The sequence below is a fragment of the Haloarcula sp. CBA1129 genome, from assembly GCF_008729015.1.
In the GTDB taxonomy this organism is placed as follows: domain Archaea; phylum Halobacteriota; class Halobacteria; order Halobacteriales; family Haloarculaceae; genus Haloarcula.
Genome location: NZ_RKSM01000001.1, coordinates 123,027 through 145,403 on the forward strand (window position 1 = coordinate 123,027; position 22,377 = coordinate 145,403).

A 22,377-nucleotide genomic window follows, 5' to 3' on the forward strand; every position below is an offset into this window, starting at 1 on the left:
ATAATATTAACTATTATAATTAACATTGTTGGTAAAAACGCCATTATTTATAAGATTAGTAAAGAAATACACTGCTCCAGAATCTGCCAGCTGGAATGAATCTTAGTAGAGTATTGTTGTACCGTCCCGGGTACTGTCAGGGAAATCCCGGTAGTGATGGAGTGCTGCTGCGGGGCGCGTCAAAACTGTACTCAGTCGTTCGTTTCCGGTTCGATAGCGTCTGTAGACTGGGACTCCTCGACGGCCGTCGTCAGCGAGACGTTGAGCCAAGCCATCGACGCGACGCCGCCGATGATGGTGACGACGTTCTTGACCGCGTGGTCGACGATAGCGACGCCGACAGCCGCGGCGACGCTGACCGGCGTCAGCGACGCGACGATGACGGTGAATGCCCCCTCATAGAGACCGACGCCGCCGGGTGTCAGCGGCAGGACCTTTGCGAGGTTACCGACGCTGACCGCGAAAAAGCCGACAGCCACCAGCGACGGCGTCAGGCTGTAGCCGAAAGCGGCGAAGACGATCAACGCCGTAACCACATCAAGCGTCCAGATGAGCAGACTCCCCGCACCGACACGAGCGAAGGCTGGGCCGTCGGCAGCAACTGTCTGCACGTCACCGACGAACCCCTCGATAACGCCGGCGACGTAGTCGGCATACGAGTCGCTGCTCAGTCGGCCGATAATCGCCCGGACGAAGTTCCGGTCCGTGCGTGCGCTGGCGACGATAGCGACCACCGCGCCGATCGCTGCGAGGCCGACCCCGGCGGCGACGGCGACGGCCGTTCGACCGCTGCTTGCCGCGTCGCCGCCGACGGTGCCGCCTGTCAACGCGGTCAGCAACTGTTCGGCCGACCCGGTTGCAGCCAGTCCGATCATAACGACGCCGGCAAGCAGCGTTATCGTCAGCAGGTCGAACACCCGCTCGACGGCCAGCGATGCGAACCCGGAGGGGTACGGAATCGAGCGACGGGCCTTGATGACGTACGCCCGGACAGCATCGCCGGCCCGTGCCGGAAACACGAGGTTTCCAGTCTGGCTGATGAATATCGCTCCCGTCAGGAACCCCCAGCGCTCTCGATACCCCATCGAAACGAGGATGTCTCGGTAGCGGATACCGCGAAGCGGCCACGAGACGGCGTAGACGACGGCGCTCAGCGCGACGATCTCCGGTGCTGCGCCGGCCATCTCCGCGAGGACGCGGTCGGGGTCGAGATACTGCGTCATCAACAGGAGAGCAATAACGACGAGCATCGTCCCCGCGCCGAGCGATACCTCGCGGGTGATTCGGGGACTGACCGACAGTTCCCAGAAGGTCCGGAGTATCTGGCTGCCCATCCCGAACACGTCCCGGACGATATCGACCTTCGAATCACCCTTCGGTGTCCAGTCGACAGGGAACTCCTTCACCCGGTAGCCGTCGCGCTGGGCCTTCACCAGCAGTTCAGTGTCCCAGAACCAGTGTTCGTCCTGCACGCGGGGCAGTAGCGTCTCCAGTGCCTGCCGGTCGAACGCTTTGAACCCGCACTGATGATCCTGAATCTCGGACCGGAGGACCGCCCGGACAAGCGTGTTGTAGCCGAAGCTCGGAATACCTCTCTTTGCGGGTCTATCGGCACGGTTCTCAGGCATCCAGCGCGATCCCGTCGCCACGTCGTACCCATCGATACGGACAGCGTTGACCAACTCTTCGAGATGCGACATGTCCGTCGCCAGATCAGTATCGAAATACACCAGCGTCTCGCCGTCGGCCCGCTCGAAGGCATACTCTAACGCGCCACCGCGGCCGAGGCGGTCGTCGCTGTGGACGTGTCGGACCCGGCTGTCCTCGTGTGCGAGTCGCGTCGCGATTTCTGGCGTGCGGTCCGAGCAGCCGTCCTCTGCGACGATAACTTCATACGCGTCTTCGGGGAGAAACGAGGCGAGCGTTTCGAGCGTTGTGGAGACCGTCTGCTCGATGGTGTCTGCTTCGTTGTAGGCAGGGAGAACGACGCTCACCTCGACTGCAGTCATACGCTCTTGGTCATCCCCGGAGTGAAAAGTACTTTCCGTTCGTTACGCTGCCGGGACCGAAACGGCCGTTAGTCAGCGCCTTCCGGTGACTGGGCGGTCGCGAAGCGCTCGATGGATGCAACGTCGATGTCGCCGACCGACTCGTAGGGTCTGTTTACCACCACGTCGCCGGCGGTACTTCGGCCGATACCGGGAATCGCGGTGAGTTCGTCCATCGACGCATCGTTGAGGTCCAGCGGATAGGGGACGCCGGTGACCGACCGGTAGCCGTGGTCGGTAACCGCGATGTCGACGACGCTGCCGAGTTCGCGTTCGCCCGGAATACCCACGAGCAGCGGATAAGTCCCCAACTGCCGGCCGAAGGTCTTGCCGTCTTGGTGGTACTCCAGATGCACGTCGGGCAGTATCGTCCCCGGCGGCGCGACCCGCTGGAGCATCGGGTTGTCGATGGTCTCCCGGACCTCCTGTTTGTACTGCTTGAACAGTTGCTTATGATCCTTGGCGATGTCTGCGCCAGTGTCGGCCATGTCGGTCCCCTCGAACGCCATCACCTGCCGGATGTTTACCCGGCGGAGCATCAGTCCCTCGTCATACACTCGCTGAAGGAACCGTTTGTTGTGCTCAAAGGTCTCTCGCGTCTCGCCTTTCAGCCCGTGGACGAGATTGATGCCGGGCAGGAGCTTCGGAAGCCGACGGGCGGCGTCGTCGCCGAAGTTGGGAGCAGAGTCTTTCGCTCCCCCGGGCCGCCAGCCAGCCACCTCGTTGACGATTTTCACCGCCTCGAAACACTGGTCGGCGGTGACGTTGAGGTTGTTGTCGCTCATCACGTTCGGGTCGGCCGATTCTAGGCCAAAGGCGGCGGTGTCCCCGGGCGTGTTGTGCTCGGCGATAATTCGAATCCCCTCGCGGGCCTTCTCGGGCCATTTCACGACCGTTATGGGATTCATATTGTCCAGATGGAGCGTCTCCAGATCCGGTGCGACCTCACGGATACCGCCATAGAGCCGTCGGAGGGCGTCGGGGTTTGGCGCTTCGCCGTCGCCGCCGTAGGCCAGAATGTCGGCCTGTCGGCCCAGCCGGAAGTGCTTCACGCCGCGGTCGGAAAGGGCGTCGACCTCGTCGACGACGCTCTCGGGCGGCCGGAAGTCCGGGTTGCCGTACATCGGCTCCGTGCAGAAGGAGCATCGGTACGGACAGCCCCGGGACGTCTCCATTTCGCAGATGAGGTAGTCCGGGTGGTTCGGGTGCTGTTCGACGACGAACGCGCCGGCGCGTGCCCAGCGGGTCTCCTCTTCGATGTCCCGGTAGCGGTCGTTGAATCCCTCAAGACCGGACTCCACGAGGTCGTAAACGGCGGCCTCAACATCTGCCATCGCCAAGAAGTCGAAATCGAGGTCGTCGCGGGCTGTCTCGCTCGCACCCTCGTTGGCCTCGCCGACGCCGAAGCGGACCGGACCGCCCATGATGGAAGTCCCGTTGGCTGTCCATGCGAGTTCGCGCACTTCGTCGGGTTCGGCCGGCGTCCCGCCGACGTACTTGCCGGGGACGGTCATGCCGCCGACGTACACCATGAGGTCGGCGGCCTCAATATCTCGCCAGACGGCGTTGTCCTCCCTGAGTTCGTCGATAGTGTGATACGTTATCTGTTCGCGGGGGATGCCGGCGTCGACGAGCGCACCGGCAGCGTACCGCGGGTACGTCGAGATGTACGGCGGTACCCCGAAGTGTGCGGGCTCGTCGACGTAGCCGTCGACGATGGTCACGTCGAGCGTCTCGGGGTCAGTCATACCCGTCGCTTGACGTTCGATACCTAAAACCGTGTCTGGTCGTCCGTGGCGACAGAACACGCAGAAGCTGACGAACTCAGTCGTCGGCGACAGCGGACGACGTGGCCGAATCAGCGTGCTCGGTCCCGTCGTATCGTCCACCAAACACTGTCGTTGCGAACAGAATCAACGGTGAGAGGAACGCGAAAAAGTAGTACGGGGCGTACGCAAGCGTTCCGACCCCGAAGACTGCAGACATGTAGACAGCCCCGGCGTGCCACGGAAAGAGCGCGCCGGTCGGGGTTCCGGCGGATTCGATAGCCTGTGAGAGATCGTCGCTGGCCAGACCGTACTCGTCATAGAGATTTCGGAGGGTGAGCCCGGGGACGACGATGCTCATGTACTGCTGGGCGGAGAAGGCGTTGACGAAGATTGCCGAAACGCCGGTCCCGACAACCAAGCTACGCGGGCCACGGACCGCGGTCGCGAGGTGGTGTGCGAGTACGGCGAGGACCCCAGTTCGTTCGAGGAGGCCGCCGAGACTGAGGGCCGCGACGACGACGGCAATCGTCCAAGCCGATCCCGAGATACCACCGCTTGCCAGCAGGTCGTTCACGAGGTCCATCCCCGTTTCAGGGGCCGTCCCGTCGAGAAAGACCGTCCAAGCGGCAGTGAACGACCGGCCCTGAACGAAGATGGTCGTGAAAGTCCCGGCAAAGACACCAGCGACTAGCGTCGGGAGTGCGGGGAGTCCGTACAGCGCCAGCCCGAAGGTGACAACGAGTGGGAGGAGTACCAGTACCGAGAGGTCGTAGCTGCCAGCGAGTGCGCCCTGTATCTCGGCGACGCGTCCGGCTGGAATGTCACCGACAGTACGCAGTCCCAGCGCAGCGTAGAGCAGGACCGAGAGGCCAAACGCCAGAACGGTCCCGTTGCGCATCGCCCGGATGTGGTCGTAGAGGTCGGTGTTCGTCACGGCGGCCGCGAGGTTCGTCGTATCTGAGAGCGGAGACTGCTTGTCGCCTGCGTAGGCCCCCGAGAGGATGGCACCAGCGGTCATCGGTGTGGGCACGCCGAGACCGGAGCCGATACCGATAAAGGCCACACCGAGCGTGCCAGCCGTCGTCCAAGAGGACCCGATGGAGAACGCGACGACCATCGCAAGCAGCGCTGTCGCCGGGAGGAACACGTCCGGCGTCAGTATTGAGAGCCCGTAGTACATCAGCCCGGGGATGGTGCCCGCGCTAACCCACGTCGCGATGAGGCCGTAGATGATGAACAGAATGAGGATGGCCTGCAGGCCCATTAGCAGACTGTCCGCGAGACCCTCGTAGAGGTCGTCCCACGAGTAACCGAGCCAGTATTTTCCGACTGCGCCAGTCAGCACGATGCTCCAGAGCAGCGGCCCGTGTGGGGCCAACTTCAGAAATCCGGATCCGATGCCGAGGAACAGGACGACACCGAGTACGGGGACCAACGCCTGCAGTACGCCGGGTCGGCGCTCCGACGGGATGTCCTCGTACGTTAGCGGTTCGAGAGTTAGTGATGTCACGTCTGTTCCGGCCTAATAACTCATATGTATTAAATAGAGCGATAATATCTCTATAGCGCATACGGACATTGCTCCATTTCTAGGATATTGTTGACAAGTGGCAACCGGAGGGGGCAGATGCAAACTAGAGAGTGGGAGTGAAACCGACCAGCGTCTCTTCAGCGGCGCTCGCTGATGTAGCTGGACTCGAACGGGCGAATCACGAGTTCCCGGCGGCGCAGTAGGTCATACTACTGGTTCTGACCCGCCTTCAGAGAGATTCGGTCTGCAGTCTCAGTCGTCGGCGCTGACCGTTTGGTCGTCGGCTTGGGCGTGCCAGAGGTCGGCGTAGTTGCCGTCGGCCGCGAGCAGGTCAGCGTGGCTGCCCCGTTCGACGATTTCCCCGTCGTCCATCACGACGATGCGGTCCGCGTCTTGAATGGTCGAGAGGCGGTGGGCGATGACGAACGCGGTTCGGTCCGCGACCAGTTGCTCGATGCTTTCTTGGATACGGTCCTCCGTCTCCGTGTCCACGTCGCTGGTCGCCTCATCGAAGATGATGATTTCGGGATCGTTTAGCAGGGCGCGGGCGATGGCGACCCGCTGGCGCTGGCCGCCAGAGAGCTTGATACCGCGCTCGCCGATCTGCGTGTCGTACCCCTCCGGCAGGTCCCGGATGAATTCGTGGGCCTGTGCGGCCTCCGCCGCTTCGCGGACACGGTCGCGTGCGGTTTCCCAGTCACTCCCTCGCACCTCGTCGTCCACCTGCTCGGCGTCGAGCACCTCGCGGTCGCCATAGGCGATGTTCTCGGCGACCGTCCCCGAGAACAGGTACGGCTGTTGTTCGACGATAGCGATTTCGCTCCTGAGGCTCTGAAGGCCGTACTCGCGCACGTCAACATCGTCCACTCGGACCGCGCCTGCATCCACGTCGTGGAACCGCGGCACCAGTTTCAGCAGGGTGGATTTGCCAGCCCCGGTCGCGCCGGCCAGACCGATGGTCGCGCCGTCGGGTACGTCCAGCGAAACCTCACGGACGACCGGGGGCTCGTCGCCGTAGCCGAACGTCACGTCGTCGAACTCGACCGACCCATCGATGCTATCGGGTTCGTAGGGGTCTCCGGGGTCGGTGACCGCGGGCGCTTGACCCAGCAGCCCGAACACGCGCTCGGCGCTGGACTTGGCGAGCTGGTACTTGTTCGCTGACCGCCCGATTCGGCGCATCGGCGAGTACAGCCGGCGGATATACAGGAAAAACAGGGCAAACGCCCCAGTCGACAGCGCCGCTTCGCTCTCTGGGTTCGTGATGAAGTCCATCCCGGCGACGTACAGAATCAGGACGAACGCAATACCAGTAAGCAGTCGCAGGCCGGCGAAGAAGGCCCGCCGGATGCGCAGGGCGGCCACCTTCTGGTCGTGATACTCCTGGCTCTGGTCGGTCACCCGCTTGCGCTCGAAGTCGTAGCGGTCGAACGCCTTGATAACTGGCGCGCCGCTGAGGTTGTTCTCTAACCGGGTGTTGAGCCGCGACACTGTCTGGCGGATGGAGCGGTATCTCGGCTCGATCCAGGTGAGGAAGAAGCCGCTGGCGATGCCGATGAGTGGCACCGGGCCGAGCGCGATGAGCGCCAGTTTCGGAGAGTACCGGTAGAGGATGATCGCGATTCCGCCGACGGTCGCCACCACCCGAATCATCTGGCGGAACTCCGTGTTGAGGAACGATTCCAGCCGGTTGATGTCGCTGTTGAGTATCGACATCATCCCGCCGGTCTGGTGGTTCGCAAAGAAGGACAGCGAGAGGTGTTGGAGGTGGTCGTACGTGTCGTTCCGGAGGTCCCGCTGGATTTTCTGGGCGCTTGATTGGAGGAGATACCTCGATGCGAAGCGCGTCGCCGACCGGAGCAGGTAGGCGATGGCTGCGATGACGACGAGTCGCTGGAGGAAGGCAATACGGGCGGCCTCTCCGACGATTTCGCCGGGCGGGAGCAGGCCGGCATCGGTCAGCAGCCCCGGTTCGCCGCTGCTGAGGACGACTCGGTCGATGGCCGCGGCGACGATTATCGGTGGAACGAGGCGGGCAAACCGGGTACAGAACGCCGCCACGATTCCGATAAACAGGCGGAGCCAGTAGGGGGTAGCATAGCCGATAAGATTGACCATCGGGTGGCCGTCGACGTTCTCCCGGACGCCCTCGAAGCCGCCCTGATCGTCAGGCATAGACGGTAGTTGGCCCGGAAACTGATATATGCCGGGCTTCGGCCACAGAGTACTGTGTGTGAACGATGGCCCGGACGAGATGGACCGCGGCTGATGCCTCAGACGTAGATACAGCCCTCACTCTCGGGACCCGAAGCGGACGGTCTGGCACCGTCGGCCAACCGGCCTGCCGAAACCACGGCGGCTAGCGAGTCCAGCGCGTCGTGGTTCCCGAGGTAGGTGTCGCGGTGCTCGCCGACTGTGACGCTACACGCTTCGACCGCCGCGATGTTCGCCTCTCGTCGCTGTCGCGGATCGTCGACGTTCTTGTACCCCTCGCGGTAACAGCCCAGCCAGCCGAACGTCGCGGCGGGGTACACTTCCGTGACCAGCGTATCGGCGTCCCATCCCTGCACCGGCACGACGGCTGTCGCATCGTCGCCTCGCAGTGGCCCGAGTACGTCCCGGACGCCGTAGAAGGTCATGCTGCGCGTTCGATTTGTGTAGGGACACAGCGCGCCGCGACGGAAATCCGTCTCCCGGCGAAGGTCCCGGTTTCCGGTCGCCATCTCCGCAGTATGCCGGCATACCTCCGACAGCGACGCCGGGTCGGTCGGGCCGCTCCCACTCGTAAGCCAGTCGACGAAGCCGGCCCAAGTACCGCCACACTGCGCATCGAGTATCGTCTGGGGGAGGCTAAACGGGAAATCTAGTCCGACTGTCCCGACGTCAGTGTCGGTAATGCGGTCGAGGAGGCCGGCGTGAGCAGCTTCACGGTCCCGCCCCCACTCGTCCGTTCCGCGGTAGCACCGCTGTACCGCCAGCCCGTCTCCCGTCGGTATCGCCTCAGTGACCCAGAGCGCGTCGCCAGCGGTCGCTGCGCCGCTGAAATCCGCCCCGAGGACGCGTTCACTCATACACCCGAGTACGCCGGTGACGGCATCAATGTTGGGACTGTGAGGACTGGGTAACCCCAGCCCCGTCCGTAAGGGGTTTGTCCCCGACGGACCAACGGAATAGTATGCCAGCCACAATGGAAGTCGTCTGCACGGACGACAGCTGCGAACTCGACATGTTCGAGATGCACTACACGTATGATATGCCGGACGATGTCGAACTCGCGGCCTTCTCCTGTCCGTACTGTGGCGGGACGGACTGCCTCGACGAAGTGGAACTATGATGCGAGACATCGGCTCCTCTATCAGCGACGCGATCTTCGAGAATATCGGTCGGGCTGCCGGGCGGGTTCAGGAGAACAAGCCACTGCCGTCTGACCTGCTGGAATCCGAGGACGCCTACCTCATCGTCTTCGACGCGCCCGGCACGACGGCGTCGGACATCCAAGTCCGATACGTCGACGACCGCGTGGAGGTCCGAATCGACCGCTTCCGGGACTTCTACGACGGCTTCGAGATGCGCTACCCCGGGCGCGGGCTTGCGCTCGACGGGAGTGTCACGCTTCCGAGCGATGCCGCTGTCGACCCGGAAACGGCACAGGCCACGCTCAAGAGCAACGGCACGCTCCACGTCCGCGTCCCGAAGGTTGAGACGGACCACGTCGAGGACGAAGCAACGGATGTCGGAGTCGAAACCGACGCCAGCGAGGCAAACGGAGGGAGCGATGCGGACAACGGGACGGCCGACGTCGAGGACGTGACCGAATCAGCTGTCGAGGGCGACAGCGACGACCGCTGACCAGTCTGGACACTGCTTTTGACACCGTATTCACTGTTCCCAGTCACGCGTCGGGTCCTCTAGCGCGGCGAACGTCTCGGAGCCGTCGAACCGGGTCGGGTCGACGCGGTCAGGGAGATGCTCGGAGAGCGGGTTCGGGCGGTCGAGGACGTCCGCTGCGAGATAGTCGCCCAACGCTGGCGCGCGCATGAGTCCGTGGCCCTGCCAGCCGGTCGCCACCCAGAGGCCGTCGGCGACCCGCCCGGAAAGCGGCGCGCCGTCCGGCGTCGCCGTACACAGGCCGGCCCACGCTCGCTCACAGGCTGGCGTGAGCGCCGCCGTCTGCTCGACGCGGTCGAGGCTCCGGGCGACGAACTCGGCGTCCGCCGCCGGGTCCCAGTCTGTCGGGTCGACTTCGTGTGCCCCATCGCCGACCAGCAGCGAACCGTCCTTCGGTCGCCAGTAGAACTCCCGTGTGGCGTCGTAGAACGACGGCAGCGCGGCGTCGACCGGGTCGGTCACGAGCGCCTGCGCCCGGTAGGCTTTCAGCGCCAGCGAGACGCCGACATCGCCGACGAGTGGCTTCGTCTGCGGGCCGGCCGCGACGACCACCGCGTCGAATGTCCGCCGGCCGTCGGCCGTCTCGACAGTCGTCGGCGACGCGAGGGAGACCGGCGTGTCCGTTTCGATGGTTGCACCCGTTTCGCGGGCTTGCTCGGCGAGCCTCGCCACCACCATGTCCGGGTCGAGCACGCCGGCGTCGCGGGCAAGGCCGGCCACTTCGATACCGCTGGTGTCCAGCGCGGGGTAGCGGTCGTCGAGTTCCGTCGGCGTGAGCGCCTCGACCGCCACGTCGTTTCGCTGCATCCCCGAAATCTGTTCGCGGACGGCCGTGGCGTCGCTCTCGTCGCGCGCGACCCAGACGTATGGCTGTGGCTCGAACAGGTCCAGATTGCGATAGCGAGTCAGCGCGTCCGCGGCCACGGCAGCGTCCACGTCGTCGGCGAACGCGTCGTAACAGAGACCGGCCGCCCGGCCGCTCGCGCCGCTGCCGAGAGTATCACGCTCAAATACTGTGACCGATGCGCCGCGGCGGGCCAGCGCCAGCGCGGTCGACAGACCGACGGCCCCGCCGCCGACGACAGCGACGTTCATTTACGACAGGAAGGGGTCGAGGCCACGCGCCGGATAGCCGACAATCGTGTCGACGCCGATGTCGCGGAGCCGTTCGGTTCGCTCGGCGACCGTCTCGACGGAGCCGACGAGCGCGTAGTCGCGGATAGCCTGTGTGAGCACGTCTCTGGCTCGGCCCGTCGCTTGGCTGTCAGTCGGCGCGCCCTCCGGCAGTGCGTTCCGGACCGGGCCGCGCCGAGCCGCGTAGTCGGCGACGGCATCGAGCATCGCGTCCTCGCTGTTCGAAAGCACAATCGGCGCGTAAACGGCAATCTCTCCCTCGAAATCGGCCGTTCGGAGCGCCCGAACGTCGCGGGCCGTCGTCCGGGAAAGGAGTTCGTACTGCGTGCCACCGACCGCCAGCGCGAGGCGCTCGATGCCCTCGGTGCCGACCCACGGGTCGGTGGCGTCGTCGACGGCCGCCCGTAACCGCGGTGCGACGGCCCGCGCTGCCTCGTCCTCCGAGAGATACGCGCTGTGGCCGGCAACCAGTACGTGTCCCGCACCTGCCGGCAGCGCGCCGAACCCGCTGTCGTCGCCCAGCGGGTCGAAGCCGTCGGCCCGGACCGGCGTGGTGACTCGGACGTCGGCGGTCGATGCCAGCCGTTCGATAGTGTCCGTCTCCGGGACGTGGGCCGCCCCCTCGTAATCGATTGCAAGCGTCTCCACATCGAGGTCCGTCGCCCGCGACACGTCCACTTCTGTCGGCTTGAGCGCCACCGCGTCGATGCCGGCGGCCGCCAGTGTCGCACCGGTAAGCGTGGTCATCCAGTACACCACCAATGACGCCGGGTCGCAAAATCCTGTCGCTCTCGGCCCAACCGCAGCCGGCGCTGTGTCACTCGGCTTCGTCGCGCACGCTCGGCGGCAGGTCGTCGTCCGGTCCCATGTATCGGTCCGGCTCGGGTGGGATCCGCCAGTCGGTCGCGAGTTCGAGCAACTGGGTGAGCATCCGTGCTGTCGCGCCCCAGACGGTGTAGCCGTCGACGTAGAAGAAGTGGAGTCGAATCTCACCGTAGTGTGGGTGGTCGCGGTGCTCGGACTCGTAGTTGTTCAGGTCCGTCAGTTCCGACACCGGCAAGGTGACGATCTCCGCGACCTCCTCGTCCGAGGGCAGATAGTCGCGGTCCGGGATCCGCCCGACGAACGGGCGCACGGAGTAGCGGGTGATGGTCCGGATATCGTCAAGTCGGCCGACGACGTTGACCGCCAGTGGGTCGAGTCCGATCTCCTCGTTGGCCTCCCGGAGCGCCGTCCGAAGCAGGTCCTCGTCTTCGGGTTCGCGACCGCCGCCGGGGAACGACATCTGTCCGGGGTGGTCCGACAGGTGGTCGGCGCGTTTCGTGAACAGTATCGCCTCGCCCTCGGGTCGCGTGACGACCGGAGCGATGACGGCCGCCTCCTGTGGCTCATCGTCTACGACGACTGGCTCGTGAGCCGCGACCCGGTCAAACTGCATAGCAGATGGTAGGTGACCGAGCGTCTTAATTCGGGTGGCTCACTCCTGCGAACTACCCGTTTTAATGGTGCAGAATACGGAACGCTGGACCGCTTCCCTCTGGGAGTTTGGAGCATGACTCCGATGAAACCGGACTGATTGTCGCCGTCACCAGTCGATTACACGTCGTCGAGTCGGTCCCGAAGACCGTCCATCTCCACGTTCTCCCACGCTTCGATGTCGTAGCTCACGTCAAGCAGTGTCTCGACGCGGTCCTCGTCGCCGTTCTTGACGGCCATCACTGCATCCTCCCTGAAGCGGGACTTGACTGCCTCGATGACGGCGTCACGCGACATATCGCGGGTTGGCACGTCCATGATGTGCGGGAGGTCGGCCGCGCCGTCGGGCAGAGCCGGGAACGCGACCGGCCCGACGACCAGCAGCGTCTCGTCGGTGTCGGCGGCGTGGTCGTCGACGGCGACGAGGTGGTACGAATCGACAGCGGCGTCGATGGCCGCCGTGGTCGCGTCCGGGTCGGCGTCGACGGCCTGCTTGAAAGCGAGTTCGCCACAGGCGTCGATGAGTTCCGCTCTGGTGAGCGACCCGAAAAGGTCGACGACGCCAGCCAGCTCGTCCGGTGGCAGGTCCATACAGGTGACGCGGCACCGAGCGGCTTCAGCCTTTAGGCTCGGGCTGCGCTCGGCAGCCGGCCGTTGCGGTGCAACGACACCATCGTAACAAGGACGACGAGCAACGCGAGTCCCATGCCGCGAAGCAGCGTCGGAAACGTGACGCCGGCGTCGAGCAGGCTCCCGACGAGTACACTTCCGGGAGCCTGCAGCAACATCATTCCCGCGCCGGAGGTGGCGTAGGCGCTCGCGCGGTGGCGGTCCGGGAGCGAACCGAGCAGGTATGCGTCCACCGCCGGGAAGATGCTGTGGATGACATAGCCGACGACGACGCTGAATACGGCTAGCGACCAGAATCCAGTCAGCGACGGGAGCACCAGTACGCAGCCGGTAAAGACCGCCAGAATCGTCAGGAGGTAGGGAATCGACGGGAGCCGGTCCGCTAGACGACCGCTGACGTAGAAGGCCGGCACGCCGGCCCCGAACGCGAGCGACAGCAGCGTCCGGCCTGACCCCGCGGACAGCCCGACACTCGTGGCGTAGGTGACGTAGAAGTTGAACAGCCCGTTCCAGACCAATCCCGCGATGCCGATGGTGGCAATGCTGGTGACGATGATGTGCCACTGGGCACGCGCCGCGCCGAGGAGGTCGCGGTCTTCGCTCCCGGCGTCGGGGAGTTGAGAGCGTCTCGCGATGAGCGTGAAAACGACGGTTACCAGTCCCGCAGCGACGGCCAGCACTTGCAGCGCGGTGCGCCACGTCCCGACGATGAGCACGAACGAAATGAGGGCTGGCGCGCCGACAGCGGCGAGCTGGGCGGCGACGCCGTGTTTCCCGAGCGCGCGGCCGGGTCGGTCCGGATACAGTTCGCTGACCAGCGTGTTCGCCGCGGTCAGGTAGATGCCGCTTGCAAGCCCCATTGTGAACGCGCCGACGAGTAACAGTGTCGGGTCGAACGCGAGCGCGGTGAACGTCGTCCCGAGCGTCAGCACGACGCCGGAGCCGAAGATGACCTTCGCCCGCGATATCCGGGTCAACAGGACGCCGGTCGGTAACCGAGGGAGGGCGCTCCCGGCCCACGCCATCGTTGCGAGCAGGCCCAGCGCTGCATCCGAGGCACCCGTTGTCGCCCGAATCGGCTCGATAAGTGGCGCAAAGACGACTCTCGCGAGGTTGATGCAAAACACCATCCCCAACAGCGAGCCGAAGACGCGGCGACGAGACACGACCGGCGATACGTCGGAAAACATGAACAACGTTCCGGAACGCCGCCACGGGGTTTTTACACGCGGGTAGCACACTGGCAGGTATGGACTCAGTGAGGAAGGCCCTCCGGGCCGGCGACGTCGAGAAGGACAACTACGGACGGCTCTCCTGTACCAGCTGTGACGAGCCGCTCGCGACGGAGAACGACCCGGACGAAGTCGGGAAAGTGCGCGTCTGCCCCGAGTGCGACGGTAAGTGGAAAGAGCTCAGCTAGCTACTCGAAGACGGCGTCGAACGCGTCCGCACCGAGCGGTTCGTATCGGCCTGCATCGACGTTCTCCCGGGCGTGCTCGACCGAGCCCGTACCGACCAGCGAGCAGGTCACGCCCGGCGCGCTGCGGGCGAAGTTGATGGCGCGCTGTGCGCTCGTCTCGCCCGAGAGCTTCGCCGCTACGTTGTCCGGGACCGCTGTGGCTAGCTGTCCCTGCATAATTGATGCACTGGTGAACACGTCAAGTCCGGCCTCGTGCGCGAACCACAGTGCCGACTGCGGCCCCTCCGCACCGTCGTGAGCCGCGACCGTGAACGCGTCGGCCATCGAGATGTTGAACGGCAACTGAATCGCACGGAGATGTGTCGCGGCGTTACCGACCGTCTCTGCCGCCGCGCGAGCGCGCTCGACGACCTCGGGGAGCGAGAGGTAGCTGTCGTGGTCGGCGGGCACGCGGAACGCCTCCCACGTCGCGACGCCGTAATGCTTGATGTCGCCGGCTGCCGCGCGCTCCTCCAGTTGCTCGAAGGTCGCCTCTAACTGGTCGTACACTTCTTCGCGGGATTTCGATTGCAGTTGCGTCTCCGGATTGTGGACGTAGTAGAGGTCGATGCTGTCCAGATCGAGGTTCGTGAGCGAGCGGTCGAGCTGGTCGTCGATGTAGTCGGGCGCGATGCAGTGCTGGCCGGCAACGAGGTCGTCGCGGTCGACGATACCGGTGTCGAGATACTCCGACCGGACGAACGCGCCGGGGTCTGACGGTCGTGCCCCGTCAAATGGGATGAAGCCACCCTTCGTCGCGACGGCGACCGCTTCGCGATCAACGTCGGCGTCCGCGACGGCGTCACCGACGACGCGCTCGGAGCGCTGGTGGCGATAGTTTATCGCCGTGTCCACGACGTTGACACCGGATTCGAGCGCCGTGACGATGGCATCGTGGTAGCTCGCGTCCCGCTCGTCGGTCGGGTCACCGAGATACGTGCCGATGCCGATGCTGGAGACGACGCCGTCCCCGAACCGCCGGTAAAAGGTGCGCGCGAACTCGTCGTGGTCGTCCCGGTACGCCCATGTCGCCTCCCGTGTGGCCATACCGGCTGTTGGTCGGGCAGCGACAAAAGAACAGAGATTCACCCTGTTCGCCGACCGCACACAAGTCGCCCGTTACAGTTCGCCGCTCATCGCGTCGAACACTCGCTCGCGGAAGTCTTCGCGGGAGACGCCGTCGCTGGGTCCGAGGCCGGCCATGTGCTCGACCGGTACCTTGCCGCCGCCCATCCGAGCGTGGCCACCGCCCTCGGCCATCGGGATCTCATCGACGACGGCTTCTATCGCCCGGCCGATATGGACGCGGTCGTCCCGCGAGCGCCCGGCGATGCGCATGGTCCCCTGCTTTTCGCCGACGACAACGACCGCCGAGACGCCCTCTAACGTCTCCAGTTCGTCCGCTGCTTGCGGAATCGCATCCGTGTTGGAGAGCTCGCCCACGTCGCTGAACGCGTAGGGCGCTCGTACCTCTCGGTTCCCGATGGCCCGGGACTTCACGTCGAGTACTTCCGCGTCGACCTGCGGGTTCGCGATGCGGTTGAGCAGGTCGCTGTCCATTCCATCGTAGAGGAACGCAGCAGCCGCGAAGTCCTCGGACTGACAGCCGTTTGTCAGCGACCGAGTATCTGATTGGATCCCGTACATCAGCCCCGTGGCCAGCGCACAGGGAATTGTCTCTGCCGGTGCCGCGTCGATATCAATACTCCCGTTCCCCTGTGTGTCGCTGAACTCGAATTCTAACTGATTGAAGTAGCTCGCGAAGATGGTCGCACAGGCCCCGTAGTCGGACCGGATGTCGGTGAACTCGTTGCCACTACCGTTGCCGGGATGATGGTCGATGACGGCAACCGGCTCGACCTCCTCGGCACCGGGGAAGCCGCGTGCCGTGTTGTGGTCGACGAGGACGACCGCCTCTTCGTCGATGTCCTCGACAGTTTCGATGTGGTCGAAATCAAGATCAAGCACCGTCTGAAAGGCCCGGTTCTCCGGGCGACGTATCTCTCCGGGGTACAGCAGGGACGCTGACGTATCGGTGCCGGCGACGAGCTGGTTGACGGCCAGCGCGGACGCCATCGCATCTGGGTCCGGGTTCGGGTGCATCAACACTGCAATTCGGTCGTAGCCGGTCAGCGTCCGACGTAATCGCTCGCCCGGCGTTCGGCTGAGATACCGACGCAACCAGATGCCGGTACCGAGGAGAGCAAACAGGACCACAGCGACACCAGCGACCAGCAGGGGGTTCTCGCTAGCGAACGCCGCGGCGGCGTCGATCTGCAGTCCGCCGGCGGCAACGCGTGTCATACCACGCTGTTCGCCAGCCTATCAGTAATAAAGTTCGCCCCCGTTACAGCTAATTTTGCCGGTTTTCACGGATGGCGTCGCGATATCCTTCCCGGAAGGTCGGGTACTCGAATTCGTAGCCCAGTTCCCGGAGTCGGTCGTTTGAGCATCGCTTGCTCGTCTGGATACGACGCTTCGCCGTCTCCGAGAGGCTGTCGTCGGCGAGCCGTTCCTCGGTCGTCTGTTTCGGTGGGAACGGGACGTCGCACTGCTCGGCCAGCCAGTCGGCGAACGCCCATTTCTCGACGGGCTCGTCATCGACGACTAGCACCACCTCGTCGCGGTGGGCCTCCGTCAAGACGTGTTGCACAGCACCGGCCGCGTCATCACGGTGAACCATGTTCAGGTAGCCGGCCGTTACCGGCCCCTCCAGATACCGCTCCAGTCGGTAGCGACCCGGACCGTACAAGCCGGCGAAGCGGGCGACTGTGCCGTGGCCGCCGTGTTCCACCGGGCGCTCGCGAGCGATCCGCTCCGCTTCGGCTAACACTTCGGTCTTTTCGGTCTGTGGGTCAAGCGGCGTCTCCTCGTCGACCCACGCGCCGTCGTGGTCGCCGTACACGCCGGTACTAGAGGTGTACACCAGCCGCTCGGGCGGGTCGGCCCGCGACCAGAAGTGGTCGATAGCCGTTCGAAGCCCTTCGACGTACACTTCTCGGGCGGCCTCAGCACCCCTGCCGCCGGAGCTCGCGGCGAAGACGAGCCAGTCGGCGTCCGGCACCGCAGACAGCGACTCGGGGTCGGTCACGTCGGCCCGGACTGCCTCGAATCCGGCGTCCTCGATAGCCGCGATACCGTCGTCGGACCGGCGGACACCCACGACCGCGTGGTTGTCCTGCAACTGTCGCCCGAGTTCGAGGCCGACGTACCCACATCCCAAGATTACGACGCGTTTCGTCACCGCTTTTCACCCTCGATGTAGCTGTGCAGGAGGGCGTACTCCGCCAGTGTCACCGGGAACCGGCCTTCGATCTTCTGCTGGATCTCCTTCGGTTCCAGTTCGTCGTCGATGCCGGAGGCCAGCGATTCCACGTCCATCACGGCCGTCGTCATCCCCATCAGAAGGATGTCTTGGGCTTCGGCCTGCAGTGCGTCGGCGTCCGGTCGGTCCGGTCCGGTCGCCAATACAGCGACCGCTTCGTCGAGTGTCCGGTCGGCGACATCGCCGTCGGCGAACGCTGTCACCGTCGTTTGATCGAGACCGGTCTCGGCGACGACCGCTTCGACGCCGACTGTCTCGACTGTCTCGGCTAACACGGTGCTGTAGGCCGCCAGTAACTCATCGGAGGACTGCTCGCCCGCATCCGGAAACTCGCCTCGAAGCATGGGAAACGGTATGGCCCCGGGGTATTTTACTTCGGTTATGCGGCCCGGGCTCAGGTGCCTGCGTCCGGCCACCCGCTCGATTCCTCTACGGCGTTACCGCCCTTGTCACCGACTCCGCGTGGTTTGGGGGGCACCACGACGACAACACCCGTATCGGCTCGGAACGAGACACGGTCGGCGGTCCCCAGCTGTTCGGCCGCTCCGTCGTCGTCCACGTCGAGTGTGACGTTGTGCCCGTCACGCGCATAGATGGTCCGCGCACCGGGTTCTCCCGGCGGGCCATGACTCGCGGAGACGGCGAATCTGGCGTACTCGCCCTCGACGGTCACCCACCAGATGTTCGCCGTCGCGTACCAAGGAGTAACTGGCGGTGCCAGCGGGAGGCCCGCCGGCAGTTTATCGGTCCCGAGCCGCTTTGTCGCGAGCTGCTGGGCTTTCTGTTTGCCGGCGTTTGCCAGCGCTCTGCTCAGTTCGTCCTTCGCAACGGACCGCACTGCGGCGGCCGTCCCGTTCGTCGACCCCAGTGTCGGTCTAGTCGCCGGTGTATCGACCGAACGGAGCCTCAGGCGGAGGCGGTCGCGTTCGACCCGCGTGAGATTTAGTCGGGCACCGGCGACGCGGGCGACCCGTTCCTGCGCTGAGCCGTTGGTCAGTGCCAGCGCTCGGGCCGCCGATGTGTTCCACGGCGACAGCGCTTCAGTGACAATGGCCTTGCTCTCGTCCTGTTCAGCCCCGGTGTGCTGGGAGACTGCTAACCAGAGCGTCGTAGTCATCTCCTTGTTGGCCGCCTCGACCTCCCGCTGGAGTGCGTCGCGTTCCGAAGCGAGCGTGGCGTTTGGCTCGCCTTCGAGGGTTTCGTTCGCGGCCGCGAGTGTGCTCGCCGCCGTTGCAAGGCGTACCCTGTCTCCACCCTCGAACGCACCGCCAACGACGGCATCGGCGGCGTCGCCGTAGGGGACTGTGAACACGTTCGTGTTCCGCGCCACTAGCGGATGCTCGCTCCCGTCCAGCGCGCGATACCGACCCTCGTCTAATTCGGCCAGCGTCAGATACGGCGTCTGCGTATCGACTCGTGTTCTGACGGGACCGGCCGGACCGACTGGCACCGGGCGTGACCGGGGGACGCGCGTCTCACGGGCGGTTAGCCCTTTCCGGAGGGCACGCAGCGACCCTTCAGTGCGCTCCGTTAGTTGGGCGTCAGCTTTCTCCCGGTGGCCGTCCCGCGCCGTGGCCTGCTCATCCAACTCCGCCGACACTGCATTCAGATAGGTCAGCCGGGCCGCGGCGCGCGCCTTCTGGGCCGTACTGTCGTACGTGTCTGGTACGGCCGCGAGGTCGGTACGGCGTTTCGCGACCTGCTTTCTGAGTTCCCGCGGTGGATTCGTCTCGAAGGTCCCGACGCGGCCGCGCTCGACGCGAACGGTCGTGTTCCGGACAGACTCCCGCAGCCCCATCAGGTCCAGATACACCCAGTTGCGCAGTGCTGGCGGTCGGTCAGCCGTCACCGTCGCCTCCGTGCGACTCAGGCTGTCGTCCACGACTCGCTCGGCTGTCTCGTCCCGGCCCCCGGCGTGGCCGACGAGTGTCTCCATTGCTTTTGACTCGACATCGGCGAGGTTCGACCCGTTGAGCGGACTTGCGCTGGCGTTGTGTGCGGTCCGAATCGAGCGGTTCGGTGCCGATGAGCGGCCGTGATGGCGGCCGACGACGGCGACGGTCACGCGATAGCGCGCGGTGCTTGCCGTAGTTGTGCGCTGACGTACCGACCCGTTCTGCCAGACAGCGGTCCGCGTGTACTGGCGCTCGACAGTCCGGCCGAACGTTTCGAGGGTGTGCCAGCCGTCCGGTGTCGCAACACTGCCGCTGGCGGTCCCGACGGCCTCCGTATCCATGGTTGTTCGCTCGTCGACCAGTGTCCAACCAGCGCTTGGTGCTGGCGGCTTCCCCGGCGGCCCCCCGCCCAGTCGGTGCTTGTCGACTTCCAGCGCTACCTCGACGGTATATGCGTCTTCAAGCGTCTCATTGAGCGCCGACGGCGCGGTGACGGACCGGAACGCGGTGTCGGCCGTCTTGTTGACGCCGACGGTCATCGAATCGGATGGGCTCGGACTGGCCACGGACTTCGGACGCGGCGGCGTCTCGCTCACCGGCTTGTACCGGGCTTGGTCGAGCACCGTGCTTGCGTGGGCCGCTCCCCTGCTTCCTCGAACGATGTCCTCGATGCCAGTCACTGCTGTCGCCTCTGTTAGGGCACGACGGCCCGCGGGGTCACTCCGCCCGAAGGTCGACCGCTGGACGCCCAGCAGTGCGCCATTCGCCGCCAGTGAGACGTGCCGATTCGCGATGACGTTCTCGACGCCCGCGCCGCCGTACTGCGCGTACCCTCTCGCCCACGCCATCGGATACAGCCGGGCGGTCATCCGACGGCTCAGTCCTTGCTCGGCCAGTCCGGCGTTCAGCCGCGTTTGATAGGTCGAAACCTGCTCGTGGAGCATGAGTGCCTGCGTCGGAACAACGACGGTCGGCGAAACGCGCCGCGTCGAGATCACCGCGCCACTGCGCCGAACTGTAAGGACGACATTCTCGACCGTCGCCCGCATCGCAGTTTCGTTCGCTCCTGCGCGTTCGACTGAGACGCGGTGTTTCGCTGCTTGGAGGTCGCTCGCGTTAGAAACCGCCGGCAGGCTAGCGGTCACGGTCACCTCACCGCTTCGGCCGGAGACGCGCTTCAGTCGGTCCGCGACCCGGAGATAGGCGCGGACTCTGAGCGAATCGCGGAACGCCGTCGAGTCGTTCAGCACTCGGCCAGCGGGTGTGTCAGCCGCCGTGACGACCGGATTCGCCGCTGCCTGCCGGCCCGCCGTCGAGACGCCGTCCCGAACAGCCACTTGTGTCTCCGCTGTGGCCTGCTCCAGTGCCCGTTCGACAGTTGTTTCGCTCGGAGCCGGTTCGCTGACAAACGTCGGGGCCAGCGTGAGACTGCTCACCAGCAGGAGGACGCCGAGCAACGCGAACGGGACCCGGCCGCGGGTGTCGTCTCTCACGGTGACCACGTCCTGACAGTCACGCGAACACGGCTTACTCGAAGTGAACGGGCGGCGTCTGCTGGTGTGTCGTACCGCGACCGCATGTCCGTCTGAAGCTGAGCAGCGAGTGCCGCGGTCAGGTCGCGGTTCATCTCGACCGTCGATTGTCGCGCAACGGCAACGGTCGTCCCCGTCAGGCTCGCCATGCGCTCGTACCGGGCGGCCATCAGCACGTCCGATGGGTAGTCGCCGCGAAGCGCATACCGTGACTGCGCCGGCGGGAACAGCCCGTCGACGACGCTCCGGGCCACGACCGTCGCCACACCGTCGTACCCGTTTGTCTTCGCCGCCTCGCGGGCCTGTTGTGAGACGTTCCCCATCCCGCTTGGAACTGTTATCGTTGCTGCCCGAACATCTACGGTGTCGGGAGGCCGGTCACCGACGCGGTACTCGCCGCTGACTGGCGCACCGGGATACGGTTCCCAAGTGACGCGGACAGACGTTCGATGCCCACGGCTGTGGAGTCTGTCACGCGTCGCCGCAGCGATGTGTGACTCGAAGTCCGTGCCGGCGCGTGATACCCGCTTCCCGTCCACAGTGACGCCACTCATCGCTGCCTCACCGAGTAGTTCCGCGACGGTCCCGTGGCTCGTTCGTTGTCGCCGCGTAGTATGGTCCGGTGGCTTGCGGCGGTCTGACGCTGGGACGACCAGATTGTACTCGACGCTCGCGGTGCTTGTCGCCAGCGTCGACGCTTGCTCAGCCGCAGGGTTTGTCGTCGCCGGCTTCTCGACTCCGACGCCGCTTACGAGCGTCCCCGCGGCCACACCGACGAGCAGGAGGAACACCGTCACGTCGGCGACAGCGCTCATTGCTCGGGTCATCGCCACACTCGCACGGTGAGCGTCCCGCGACGGACTGCCCCCGGCCCGACCCGCACGCTCACCGTTCTGGTTTCGGTGTCGGCATTGCTCGGTGGTTCCCGGCCACCGCTCCATCGTTCGCCGGTCGTCGCCGTGATGGTCGCGTTCCCGTGGTAGTTCGCCGGCACAGCAGAGAGCGCGCCGTCGATGCCGCCGGGCCACACGACGCCGGTCGACGAGAGCCGCTGTTCAACAGCATCAGCAGTCGGTGTGGCGACGTTACGGTCGTCATCAAGCGTTCCGAACGCTTCGTCGACCACGCTGGCGTACAACGCCACGCCGAGTGTGATGGCGAAGACGGCGACGAGCGCGGCCAGCGGCTCCGTCGTCGCCCTATCCGACGATGGTAACATCGGTCCCTCCCCAAGCGACGTGTCTGACCGTCAGTCGGTCGGGGGCCGGTCGCCACCCGTCGTCCCCGGTTCGGGCCTGACGAGTGGCCAGACGGAAGTCATCGGCCGAATCGTACACTGTCTCTGGCTGTTTCCCATTCGCCACGGCCTGTAGACGGTCAGTCCGTGCCGGGACAGCCGCTCGAATCAGTCGTGCGGTGGCTGTCCCACCGTCGTTGCGAAGGCGGATTTCGCGACCATCGAACGCCAACTCTTCAGCGACGAGTCGTCGATGTGCGACGGACCCTGCAGGGCTGGTAGTGACCGCATCGATAGTCGCGGCCGCCTCTGTCGCGTCCGGCGGTGCGGTCGTCGGGAGACCGACAATGACTCCGAGGACGGCCACGCTCACTGTTCCCAGACCGACCCAGAGAGACAGCGTATCGACGTGCGTCTCGAACATGGAACGGTCTGGCCGCGTTCTCCGACTTA

Annotated in this window: 21 protein-coding genes; 3 read left to right on the top strand and 18 right to left on the bottom strand. The window is 65.1% G+C overall.

Annotation, left to right across the window (positions count from 1 at the left end; all coding sequences use genetic code 11):
* Window positions 1-191 precede the first annotated feature (191 nt).
* The 5 genes from Har1129_RS00565 to Har1129_RS00585 all read right to left on the bottom strand — a co-directional run bounded on the left by Har1129_RS00565 (window position 192) and on the right by Har1129_RS00585 (window position 8,419).
* On the bottom strand, window positions 192-2,009 hold the full coding sequence (locus Har1129_RS00565) for a flippase-like domain-containing protein (protein ID WP_151098872.1): 1,818 nt from the start codon (window positions 2,007-2,009) through the stop codon (window positions 192-194).
* 68 nt (window positions 2,010-2,077) lie between these two features.
* Window positions 2,078-3,796 (bottom strand): radical SAM protein, encoded by a 1,719-nt coding sequence (locus Har1129_RS00570; protein ID WP_151098873.1) that lies wholly within the window; start codon window positions 3,794-3,796, stop codon window positions 2,078-2,080.
* 76 nt (window positions 3,797-3,872) lie between these two features.
* Window positions 3,873-5,327, bottom strand: a complete 1,455-nt coding sequence (locus tag Har1129_RS00575; protein ID WP_151098874.1) for a Na+/H+ antiporter NhaC family protein — start codon at window positions 5,325-5,327, stop codon at window positions 3,873-3,875.
* A 273-nt stretch (window positions 5,328-5,600) separates the two neighbouring features.
* The gene (locus Har1129_RS00580; RefSeq protein WP_151098875.1) at window positions 5,601-7,523 is read right to left on the bottom strand and encodes an ABC transporter ATP-binding protein; all 1,923 of its coding nucleotides are present in this window, start codon (window positions 7,521-7,523) and stop codon (window positions 5,601-5,603) included.
* A gap of 98 nt (window positions 7,524-7,621) precedes the next feature.
* Window positions 7,622-8,419: a DUF429 domain-containing protein gene (locus Har1129_RS00585; protein WP_151098876.1), complete on the bottom strand. Its 798-nt coding sequence runs from the start codon at window positions 8,417-8,419 to the stop codon at window positions 7,622-7,624.
* A gap of 104 nt (window positions 8,420-8,523) precedes the next feature.
* Between Har1129_RS00585 and Har1129_RS20325 the strand changes: the two genes are divergently transcribed.
* Window positions 8,524-8,682: a hypothetical protein gene (locus tag Har1129_RS20325; protein ID WP_004517194.1), complete on the top strand. Its 159-nt coding sequence runs from the start codon at window positions 8,524-8,526 to the stop codon at window positions 8,680-8,682.
* Window positions 8,679-9,197, top strand: a complete 519-nt coding sequence (locus Har1129_RS00590) for an Hsp20/alpha crystallin family protein (protein WP_151098877.1) — start codon at window positions 8,679-8,681, stop codon at window positions 9,195-9,197. The genes Har1129_RS20325 and Har1129_RS00590 overlap by 4 nt, the downstream gene beginning before the upstream one ends.
* Before the next feature lie 30 nt (window positions 9,198-9,227).
* Here the strand turns inward: Har1129_RS00590 and Har1129_RS00595 are convergent, their stop codons facing one another.
* From Har1129_RS00595 to Har1129_RS00615, 5 genes are all read right to left on the bottom strand, one after another.
* The gene (locus Har1129_RS00595) at window positions 9,228-10,331 is read right to left on the bottom strand and encodes an FAD-binding oxidoreductase (protein WP_151098878.1); all 1,104 of its coding nucleotides are present in this window, start codon (window positions 10,329-10,331) and stop codon (window positions 9,228-9,230) included.
* Window positions 10,332-11,117, bottom strand: a complete 786-nt coding sequence (locus Har1129_RS00600; RefSeq protein WP_151098879.1) for a luciferase — start codon at window positions 11,115-11,117, stop codon at window positions 10,332-10,334. It abuts the gene before it with no gap.
* A gap of 70 nt (window positions 11,118-11,187) precedes the next feature.
* A complete protein-coding gene (locus tag Har1129_RS00605; protein ID WP_151098880.1) occupies window positions 11,188-11,808 on the bottom strand; it encodes a CoA pyrophosphatase in 621 nt (206 codons plus the stop codon).
* 158 nt (window positions 11,809-11,966) lie between these two features.
* The gene (locus Har1129_RS00610) at window positions 11,967-12,437 is read right to left on the bottom strand and encodes a hypothetical protein (RefSeq protein ID WP_151098881.1); all 471 of its coding nucleotides are present in this window, start codon (window positions 12,435-12,437) and stop codon (window positions 11,967-11,969) included.
* 32 nt (window positions 12,438-12,469) lie between these two features.
* Entirely contained in the window at window positions 12,470-13,606 is a 1,137-nt protein-coding gene (locus tag Har1129_RS00615) for an MFS transporter (RefSeq protein WP_151102058.1), read from the bottom strand.
* A gap of 119 nt (window positions 13,607-13,725) precedes the next feature.
* Between Har1129_RS00615 and Har1129_RS20330 the strand changes: the two genes are divergently transcribed.
* The gene (locus tag Har1129_RS20330; protein ID WP_004517187.1) at window positions 13,726-13,896 is read left to right on the top strand and encodes an HVO_0758 family zinc finger protein; all 171 of its coding nucleotides are present in this window, start codon (window positions 13,726-13,728) and stop codon (window positions 13,894-13,896) included.
* On the opposite strand, the gene Har1129_RS00620 is transcribed toward Har1129_RS20330, so the two are convergent.
* The 8 genes from Har1129_RS00620 to Har1129_RS00655 all read right to left on the bottom strand — a co-directional run bounded on the left by Har1129_RS00620 (window position 13,897) and on the right by Har1129_RS00655 (window position 22,348).
* The gene (locus Har1129_RS00620; protein WP_151098882.1) at window positions 13,897-14,982 is read right to left on the bottom strand and encodes an aldo/keto reductase; all 1,086 of its coding nucleotides are present in this window, start codon (window positions 14,980-14,982) and stop codon (window positions 13,897-13,899) included.
* Window positions 14,983-15,054: 72 nt separating this feature from the next.
* A complete protein-coding gene (locus tag Har1129_RS00625) occupies window positions 15,055-16,239 on the bottom strand; it encodes a bifunctional oligoribonuclease/PAP phosphatase NrnA (RefSeq protein ID WP_151098883.1) in 1,185 nt (394 codons plus the stop codon).
* Between the two features lie 49 nt (window positions 16,240-16,288).
* A complete protein-coding gene (locus Har1129_RS00630) occupies window positions 16,289-17,179 on the bottom strand; it encodes an SDR family oxidoreductase (RefSeq protein ID WP_151098884.1) in 891 nt (296 codons plus the stop codon).
* The gene (locus tag Har1129_RS00635) at window positions 17,176-17,604 is read right to left on the bottom strand and encodes a DUF5791 family protein (RefSeq protein WP_151098885.1); all 429 of its coding nucleotides are present in this window, start codon (window positions 17,602-17,604) and stop codon (window positions 17,176-17,178) included. The genes Har1129_RS00630 and Har1129_RS00635 overlap by 4 nt, the downstream gene beginning before the upstream one ends.
* 50 nt (window positions 17,605-17,654) lie before the next feature.
* On the bottom strand, window positions 17,655-20,657 hold the full coding sequence (locus Har1129_RS00640; protein WP_151098886.1) for a hypothetical protein: 3,003 nt from the start codon (window positions 20,655-20,657) through the stop codon (window positions 17,655-17,657).
* Entirely contained in the window at window positions 20,645-21,514 is an 870-nt protein-coding gene (locus Har1129_RS00645) for a hypothetical protein (protein WP_191906102.1), read from the bottom strand. Before Har1129_RS00645 ends, Har1129_RS00640 begins: the two co-directional genes overlap by 13 nt.
* Window positions 21,511-21,906: a hypothetical protein gene (locus tag Har1129_RS00650; protein ID WP_151098887.1), complete on the bottom strand. Its 396-nt coding sequence runs from the start codon at window positions 21,904-21,906 to the stop codon at window positions 21,511-21,513. The genes Har1129_RS00645 and Har1129_RS00650 overlap by 4 nt, the downstream gene beginning before the upstream one ends.
* Complete coding sequence (locus tag Har1129_RS00655; RefSeq protein ID WP_151098888.1) at window positions 21,887-22,348, bottom strand: hypothetical protein; 462 nt, start codon at window positions 22,346-22,348, stop codon at window positions 21,887-21,889. Before Har1129_RS00655 ends, Har1129_RS00650 begins: the two co-directional genes overlap by 20 nt.
* Between the last annotated feature and the right edge of the window lie 29 nt (window positions 22,349-22,377).